Annotated in this window: 7 protein-coding genes; 6 read left to right on the top strand and 1 reads right to left on the bottom strand. The window is 62.5% G+C overall.

Annotated features, from left to right (window positions below):
* Window positions 1-191: 191 nt before the first annotated feature.
* The 3 genes from NKI61_RS31595 to NKI61_RS31585 all read left to right on the top strand — a co-directional run bounded on the left by NKI61_RS31595 (window position 192) and on the right by NKI61_RS31585 (window position 3275).
* The gene (locus NKI61_RS31595) at window positions 192-782 is read left to right on the top strand and encodes a biotin transporter BioY (RefSeq protein WP_023738467.1); all 591 of its coding nucleotides are present in this window, start codon (window positions 192-194) and stop codon (window positions 780-782) included.
* 109 nt (window positions 783-891) lie between these two features.
* On the top strand, window positions 892-1308 hold the full coding sequence (locus tag NKI61_RS31590; protein ID WP_352842283.1) for a DUF1284 domain-containing protein: 417 nt from the start codon (window positions 892-894) through the stop codon (window positions 1306-1308).
* Window positions 1309-1499: 191 nt separating this feature from the next.
* Window positions 1500-3275 carry a tetratricopeptide repeat protein gene (locus tag NKI61_RS31585; protein ID WP_023709651.1) on the top strand — a complete coding sequence of 592 codons (1776 nt, stop codon included), beginning with the start codon at window positions 1500-1502 and terminating at the stop codon, window positions 3273-3275.
* Window positions 3276-3646: 371 nt separating this feature from the next.
* Here the strand turns inward: NKI61_RS31585 and NKI61_RS31580 are convergent, their stop codons facing one another.
* Window positions 3647-4108, bottom strand: coding sequence for a GNAT family N-acetyltransferase (locus tag NKI61_RS31580; RefSeq protein WP_023684366.1), 462 nt, complete (start codon window positions 4106-4108; stop codon window positions 3647-3649).
* Between the two features lie 176 nt (window positions 4109-4284).
* Here NKI61_RS31580 and NKI61_RS31575 point away from each other — a divergent pair, with 176 nt between their 5' ends.
* From NKI61_RS31575 to glyS, 3 genes are all read left to right on the top strand, one after another.
* Window positions 4285-5229, top strand: coding sequence for a glycine--tRNA ligase subunit alpha (locus NKI61_RS31575; RefSeq protein ID WP_352842281.1), 945 nt, complete (start codon window positions 4285-4287; stop codon window positions 5227-5229).
* A gap of 382 nt (window positions 5230-5611) precedes the next feature.
* Window positions 5612-6079: an endonuclease domain-containing protein gene (locus NKI61_RS31570; RefSeq protein ID WP_352842279.1), complete on the top strand. Its 468-nt coding sequence runs from the start codon at window positions 5612-5614 to the stop codon at window positions 6077-6079.
* Window positions 6080-6200: 121 nt separating this feature from the next.
* Window positions 6201-7467, top strand: a 1267-nt coding sequence (gene glyS / locus NKI61_RS31565; protein WP_352842277.1) for a glycine--tRNA ligase subunit beta, incomplete at its 3' end; no start/stop codon positions are given.

Below are 7467 nucleotides of genomic sequence, written 5' to 3'. Positions count from 1 at the left end.
ACATCTCCCCCGCAAGATGGCCGGCAGGCCAGAGGGGGGTGCTGTCCCGCCAGCCTTTCCAAATGTCCTTTATTCGACACGCAAGCCCAAGCCTTTTTAGGGGTGAGGGTTGCCATTCCCGCGCAAATATGGATTCGATAATAGATCGAACAACAAAATTATCTATAATTCAACCAGCCAGGGAAGCAGCCATGACCGACATCGCCTTTTCGCCGTCCAAGCCGTCCTTCAGCCCGTTGCGCCTGCAAACCCGCTCGCATAGCTGGCAGGCCGCGGCCGTCGTCCTCGGTACGCTGTTTCTGGCGCTGTCGTCCCAGATCGAGGTGCCGATGGTGCCGGTGCCGGTCACCATGCAGACCTTCGCCGTGACGCTGGTCGGCGCACTTTATGGCTGGCGGCTTGGCGCCATGACCATCATCGCCTGGCTCGCCGAGGGCGCCATGGGCTTTCCTGTCCTGTCCGGAGGGGCAGCGGGCGCGTCGTATTTCGTCGGGGCAACGGGCGGTTATCTCTTCGCCTTCCCGCTCGTCGGCGCGCTTGTCGGCTGGCTGGCCGAACGCGGCTGGAACGGCAACCGCGTGCTGCTCGCCTTCGCCGGCATGGTCCTCGGCAACCTCACCTGCCTGGTTCTCGGAACGGCCTGGCTCGCCGTCATGATCGGCCTCGAACAGGCCATCGCCTTCGGTTTCCTGCCGTTCCTCGTCGGCGGCCTGTTGAAATCGGCGCTCGGCGCCGCGACGCTCAAGCTGTTTTCCGGCAAGGCGGACCCGGCAGGAGCATGATCCCGAAAAATGAGTCCGGTTTTCGGAAGAGATCATGCTCAAACAAAAAGATGGAGCCCCATCCCGATACCATCGGGATGGAACAGGCTCCGCCATCGCGTCCTGACCGATGACCGTCAGGTTGCGCTCCCACCATCTGCTTTGCCTGCTGACCTATGTCGGCAAAGGCTACAGCGGAGCCTTCGTCGCCAATTTTGACGTGATCGCGAAACGTCTGGGCCGGGGCGAGGATATTCTGATCGTCTCCGGCCCCGACGACATCTGCTGGCCGCTGCTCGGCGAGGCCGAGCCCCACTGCTTGCGCGAAAGCGCCGCAGGCCGGGACGAGCTGGCAGCACGCGATGTCGGCGAGCTGCTGGCCCGGCCCATCGAGGCGGGCGTCCGTCTCAGCCTCGACGCGGCAACGCTTGCCGCCTTGCGCGCGGCCTTTTCAGCCGGCGTGACGCGTGAGGCCTGCCAGGGTTGCGAGTGGGCCGGCCTGTGCAGCACGATAGCGGCAGGCGGATATCGCGATGTCAGGCTGTAGCTCCCAACCCCGATCTGCTATTGTCGGAACCGACAGTGTCTGCGTCGCCATGGTTTGTTAATCGGGTTACCCGATTGTGAATTCGGCCCCGATTGAAGCCTGACCCCAAAAAGGCCATGCTTTGGCAGGAAACATCGAGTCTATGGCTTCTCCGCGCCGACGCGGGATGGCGCTTGGCTGAAAGGGATACGATGCGGCAAGGACGTGCGCGCTGGCTCGCGGGGCTGGCAATTGTGGCAGGGATGGCGATTTCTCCGCTGCCTGCCTACGCCAAGGAATCGACCGACCCGGTCAAGATCACCTCCTTCTCGGGCGCCTATCTCGCCGCCCGCATCGCCGAAGGCGACAACGACCTCGACAACGCCATCGCTTATTACAAGCAGGCGCTCGCCTTCAATCCCGGCGACACCTCGCTGCAGCAAAGCCTGATGCTGTCGCTGATCGCGCAAGGCCGCTTCGAGGAATCGCTGGTCTATGCCGACAAGCTCAAGGCAGTTCCCGACGTCGAGCGCTTCTCGCGTCTGGCTCTGGCGGTCGATTCCTTCCACAAGAAGGATTTCACCAAGGCGCAGTACTGGCTCAAGCTGTCGCTCGAATCCGATCTCGACCGGCTGATTTCCGGCGTCATGTCCGGCTGGGCACAAGAGGGCGCCGGCGACCCCACCGGGGCGATGGCCTCGATCGACAAACTGCAGGGGCCGGACTGGTTCGGCCTGTTCAAGTCCTTCCACCGCGCGCTGATCGCCGATGCCGCAGGCCTGTCCGACAAGGCCGACGCGCTTTATGACGCGACCCTGACCGACGTCACGGCCGGCGGTGCCGCGCCCGAGACATGGATGCGCAACGCCCAGGCCTACGCGTCTTTCCTGGCGCGCAAGGGCAACAAGAACAAGGCGCTCTACGTGCTCGACAAGGCCGAGGCGTTCGCGCCCGGCAAGCTCGACATCCAGGCGCTTCGCGACAGGATCAGCAAGGGCGACAAGATCGAGCCCTTCGTCGCCAGTCCCTCCGAGGGCGCCGCTGAAATCCTGCTCGACCTCGCCATCGCGCTCAATCGCGGCGGCGGCGAGCCGTTCGTGCGCCTCTATCTGCAATATGCGCTCGCGCTCAAGCCCGACAGCGACGCCGCTTTGGTGCAGCTTGCCGCCGTCGCGGAGCAGCTGAAGGACGGCGAAGGCGCCATTGCGCTCTATAGCCGCATTCCAGCCTCCTCGCCGCTGAAGGAGCTTTCCGACCTGCAGCTCGGCCTCAACCTTGCCGATCTCAACCGTCACGACGAGGCGATCGCCCATCTGAAGGCATTCGTCGAAGCTCACCCCGATGACATGCGCGCCTATCTGGCGCTGGGCGGGGTCTATGCCTCGAAGGAGGATTTCCGCTCCGCCGCCACTCTCTACGACAAGGCGGTCGCGGTGCTGAAGACGCCGACCAATGCCAACTGGAACATCTACTATCAGCGCGGCATCGCCTATGAGCGGCTGAAGGAATGGCCAAAAGCCGAACCGAACTTCCTCAAGGCGCTTGAGCTGTTCCCCGACCAGCCGCAGGTACTGAACTATCTCGGCTATTCCTGGGTCGACATGAACATGAACCTCAAGGAAGGCCTGGCGATGATCCAGAAGGCCGTCGACCTCAGGCCGAGCGACGGCTACATCGTCGATTCGCTGGGCTGGGCCTATTTCCGCATGGGCCGGTTCGACGACGCCGTGCGCGAAATGGAGCGCGCCGTGTCGCTCAAGCCGGAAGATCCGGTGCTCAACGACCATCTCGGCGATGCCTATTGGCGCGTCGGCCGCAAGCTCGAAGCCACTTTCCAGTGGAACCAGGCGCGCGACCTGAAGCCGGATCCCGATGTGCTTGCCATTTTGCAGCAGAAGCTGATGAAGGGCCTGCCGCCGATCGAATCCAACACGGCGCAGGAAACCCCGAAGGTCAAGCCGGCCACCCCGCCAGCGCCGAAAGGGTGATCGGGCCATACTTCTGATGAAACGGGGCTCGCTGAGCCCCGTTTTTGTTTCGGCTTGGCGTCTTAGAGCAATTCCAGGAAAAGTGTGCGCGGTTTTCCGTTCGGAATTGCGACAGAACAAAGAGATAGAGACGCCCTATCGCGATCATCATGCTGTGGCGGAGCAAGGAGCGAAGCGACGCGGCGCAGACCATAGAATCCATGCCGTGACCTTAAGGGGTTGCGAGGGTGCAGAATTCTGCTCCGCTGCGTTCTTCGATCAAGGTCACGGAATGGATGCCAGGGTCTGCGCGACGCCGCTTCGCGGCTGCTTCGCCCTGGAATGACGAAGTCGGGAAGGCTTTCAGCCAATCTCCAGCGTTGGCGCTCATTCTAGAACAGCTTTCGGTAGACGACGAACCCCGAGAGATCGCCGATCTTGTCGTAGAGCTTCATTGCCGTGTGGTTGGTTTCGTGTGTCAGCCAGTAGACGCGGCTGGAGCCTGCGGTTTGCGCCCTGGTATAGACGTCTTCGATCAGTGCCCGGCCGACGCCCTTGCCGCGCGACGCCTCATTGGTGAAGAGATCCTGCAGATAGCAGTTCGGCGAAATCGCCGTCGTGGTGCGGTGATAGAGATAGTGGACAAGGCCGAGAAGCTTGCCTTCGCTCTCGGCGACCAGCGCATGCATCGGCTCATAGGCATCGAAGAAGCGCGACCATGTCATTGCAGTGATGTCACCGGGCAGGGCGGTCTCGCCCGAGCGGCCGTAAAACGCATTGTAGCCGTCCCACAGCGGCAGCCATTGCTCGTAATCCTCTCGGGTGACGGGGCGTACGGTGAGCTGGCCTTGCATGGCTGAACCTTTGTCGTTGAAGCTGGGCGAGCAAACGGCCACCGGCACCGTCCGGCAATGGGCCAGTCCGAAGCAAAGCGTTCAACCTCTCATCAAGGCGGCGATAGGCGCTGCCTTGACGCTTGCCGGCCCGGCAACTAGGGAATGTCATCATTTCAGCGCTTTCCGAGGCCGCCGTGACGTCAGACAGTCCAGCCCATATGCATCCCAGCCGCTCGTTCCAGGGGCTGATCCTGACCCTGCACAATTACTGGGCCGCCTATGGCTGCGTCATCCTGCAGCCTTACGACATGGAAGTCGGCGCCGGCACCTTCCATCCGGCCACCACGCTGCGCGCGCTCGGGCCCAAGGGCTGGAACGCCGCCTACGTCCAGCCCTCGCGCCGGCCGAAAGACGGCCGCTATGGCGAAAACCCCAACCGGCTGCAGCATTATTACCAATACCAGGTGATCCTGAAGCCCAATCCGCCGAACCTGCAGGAGCTTTATCTCGGCTCGCTCAAGGCGATCGGCCTCGATCCGTTGCTGCACGACATTCGCTTCGTCGAGGACGACTGGGCAAGCCCGACGCTTGGCGCCTGGGGGCTCGGCTGGGAGTGCTGGTGCGACGGCATGGAAGTGTCGCAGTTCACCTATTTCCAGCAGGTCTGCGGCATCGAATGCGCGCCGGTGGCGGGAGAACTGACCTACGGCCTGGAGCGGCTGGCCATGTATGTGCAGGGCGTCGACAATGTCTACGACCTCAACTTCAATGGCCGAGAAGGCGCCGAAAAAGTCACCTATGGCGATGTCTTCCTGCAGGCCGAGCAGGAATATTCCAGGCACAATTTCGAATATGCCAACACCGCCATGCTGCTCAGGCATTTCGAGGACGCCGAAGCCGAATGCAAGGCGCTGCTCGCGGCCGGCGCCCCGGCTTCGAACGACAATCTGCCGATGCACCGCATGGTCTTCCCGGCCTATGACCAGTGCATCAAGGCCAGCCACGTCTTCAACCTGCTCGACGCGCGCGGCGTGATTTCGGTGACCGAGCGGCAGAGCTACATCCTGCGGGTGCGCAATCTGGCGAAGGCCTGCGGCGAGGCGTTCCTCCAAACCCAGGCCGGCGGCCTCGCCGCCTGAGGTTCAGGCTCACTTTATCATTTCGGGGGAAATGTTGATTGGCGCCGAGAACTGGCCAGTCGATCCCGCCATGGTCCGCATAGCCTGCCGTACGCCCGGCATCGAGAAGGCGCCATGCACCTGCGCTGCGAAACAGGCGCTGAGCGCGATGATCTGGAGAAGTCTCGATGCCGTTTTCATGGTCGTTCAGCCAATAGGTCCCTGCCTGAGCGTTGGTCGCTTCAGCGCTGCGTTTGGTTCATGGAAATCTTTGATCCAAGGACGGGCGGGCTGGTTGCGGCCCGACAGGGGCGGTCAAAATTTCTGGAAACAGCGGTCAGCCGAGTTGCTATGCCCTCTTACCTCCCCCTAGATGGGGGAGGGGGTGACAGCGCGACGTTCCATGCCAAAACTCGGTCGATTCAAGCTGCAGTCTGCGCAAAGGCTTCGCGCGGCGATGACCGACGAGGAACGCATCCTGTGGCGGCATCTGTGGCGCATTCCAGTAGAAGGCACTCATTTTCGCAGGCAGGCGTCGGTAGGCGTTTACTTCCCTGATTTCACCTCCCACCGGCTGAAGCTGATCATTGAGGTGGACGGTGTCCATCACAGCTTCGATGACCAACAGCACCATGACGAACGTCGAACGAAATGGTTTGAGAGCCAGGGTTATCGAGTCATCCGCTTCTGGAACCATGAAATCAAAAACGAACTGGATTCCGTGCTCGATACGATCTATGCGGCGGTGGAAGAACGAAAATCACACCTGCGTTTGCGCGATGGTGCCGAAGGTATCGGCGGCAGAGAGGTCGCCACCCCACCCCGGCGCTGCGCGCCGACCCTCCCCATCGAGGGGAGGGTGGGAGCCTAACTATGCCTGATCTGCTTCTAGAACTCCGCTCGGAAGAGATTCCCGCCCGGCCGCGCGCCCGCAGCGCCGGAGGCGCGAGGACGCGCAATCAGGAAGAAGGCATGCGGGTGGAGAAACTCTGATGCCGGATCTTTTGCTCGAACTTCGTTCCGAGGAAATTCCCGCCCGCATGCAGCGCAAGGCGGCGGGCGATCTCAGGAAGATGCTGACCGACGGTCTGGTCGAGGCGGGTCTGACCTATGACGCCGGGCGCGAATACTGGACGCCGCGGCGCCTGGCGCTCGATGTCAGGGGCCTGACCGCGCGCTCGAAGGATATCCACGAGGAGATCAAGGGGCCGTCGACGACGGCGCCGGAACAGGCGGTGCAGGGTTTTCTGCGCAAGGCAGGCCTTGCCTCGGTTGCCGAGGCGCATGTTCATTCCGATCCGAAGAAGGGCGATTTCTACGTCGCCCATATTTCGAAGCCGGGCAGGGCGGCGGAAGAAATCATCGCCGAACTGGTGCCGGCCATCATTCGCGGCTTCCCCTGGCCGACATCGATGCGCTGGGGGCCGGCTTCAGCCAAGCCCGGTTCGCTGCGCTGGGTGCGGCCGCTGCAGACGATTCTGTGCACCTTCGGCCCGGAGACCGAGGAGCCGGTGGTGGTCGATTTCGAGATCGATGGCATCCGCTCGGGCAATATCACCTACGGCCATCGTTTCATGGCGCCGGGTGAAATCACCGTGCGTCGCTTCGACGATTACGTGACCAAGCTGGAAGCAGCCAAGGTCGTGCTCGACGGCGACCGGCGCAAGGAGATCATCCTTGCCGACGCCCGCAACCTCGCCTTCGCCAACGGGCTCGATCTGGTCGAGGACGAAGGGTTGTTGGAAGAAGTGTCGGGCCTGGTCGAATGGCCGGTGGTGCTGATGGGCGAATACGAGCAGGCCTTTCTCGCCATTCCGCCCGAGGTGGTCCGGCTGACCATCCGTGCCAACCAGAAATGCTTTGTCACCCGTCCGCAAGGCGACGGCGAAAACCTTTCCAACCGCTTCATCCTCACCGCCAACATCGAGGCGAAAGACGGCGGCAAGGAGATCGCGCACGGCAACGGCAAGGTGGTGCGCGCCCGCCTGTCGGATGCGCTGTATTTCTGGAAGACCGACCAGGGCGATCTGCCCGATCTGGGAGAGCTCGAGGCATCGGCGAAAAAGTTCGGCCTCGATCTGAAAAAGCCGCTCGACCAACGCATGGCCCGCCTCGACCATCTCGGGGTGACTTTCCACGCCAAGCTCGGCACGCAAGGCGAGCGGGTGGAGCGGATCAAGCGGCTGGCGGAAGAGCTGGCGCCAACAGTGGCGCAGTCGATCTCCCCCCTTGAGGGGGAGATGGCCGGCAGGCCAGAGG

The organism is Mesorhizobium sp. M0514, assembly GCF_040321145.1.
Classification (GTDB): Bacteria; Pseudomonadota; Alphaproteobacteria; order Rhizobiales; family Rhizobiaceae; genus Mesorhizobium.
Note: the sequence above shows the minus strand (reverse complement) of the source record. Positions and strands in the feature narration are given on the sequence as shown.

What these genes read in the sequence shown, in the direction of transcription:
- NKI61_RS31595 (WP_023738467.1), top strand. Translation starts at nt 192, where the DNA reads ATGACCGACATCGCCTTTTCGCCGTCCAAGCCGTCCTTCAGCCCGTTG.
- NKI61_RS31590 (WP_352842283.1), top strand. Translation starts at nt 892, where the DNA reads ATGACCGTCAGGTTGCGCTCCCACCATCTGCTTTGCCTGCTGACCTAT.
- NKI61_RS31585 (WP_023709651.1), top strand. Translation starts at nt 1,500, where the DNA reads ATGCGGCAAGGACGTGCGCGCTGGCTCGCGGGGCTGGCAATTGTGGCA.
- NKI61_RS31580 (WP_023684366.1), bottom strand. Translation starts at nt 4,108, where the DNA reads ATGCAAGGCCAGCTCACCGTACGCCCCGTCACCCGAGAGGATTACGAG.
- NKI61_RS31570 (WP_352842279.1), top strand. Translation starts at nt 5,612, where the DNA reads ATGCCAAAACTCGGTCGATTCAAGCTGCAGTCTGCGCAAAGGCTTCGC.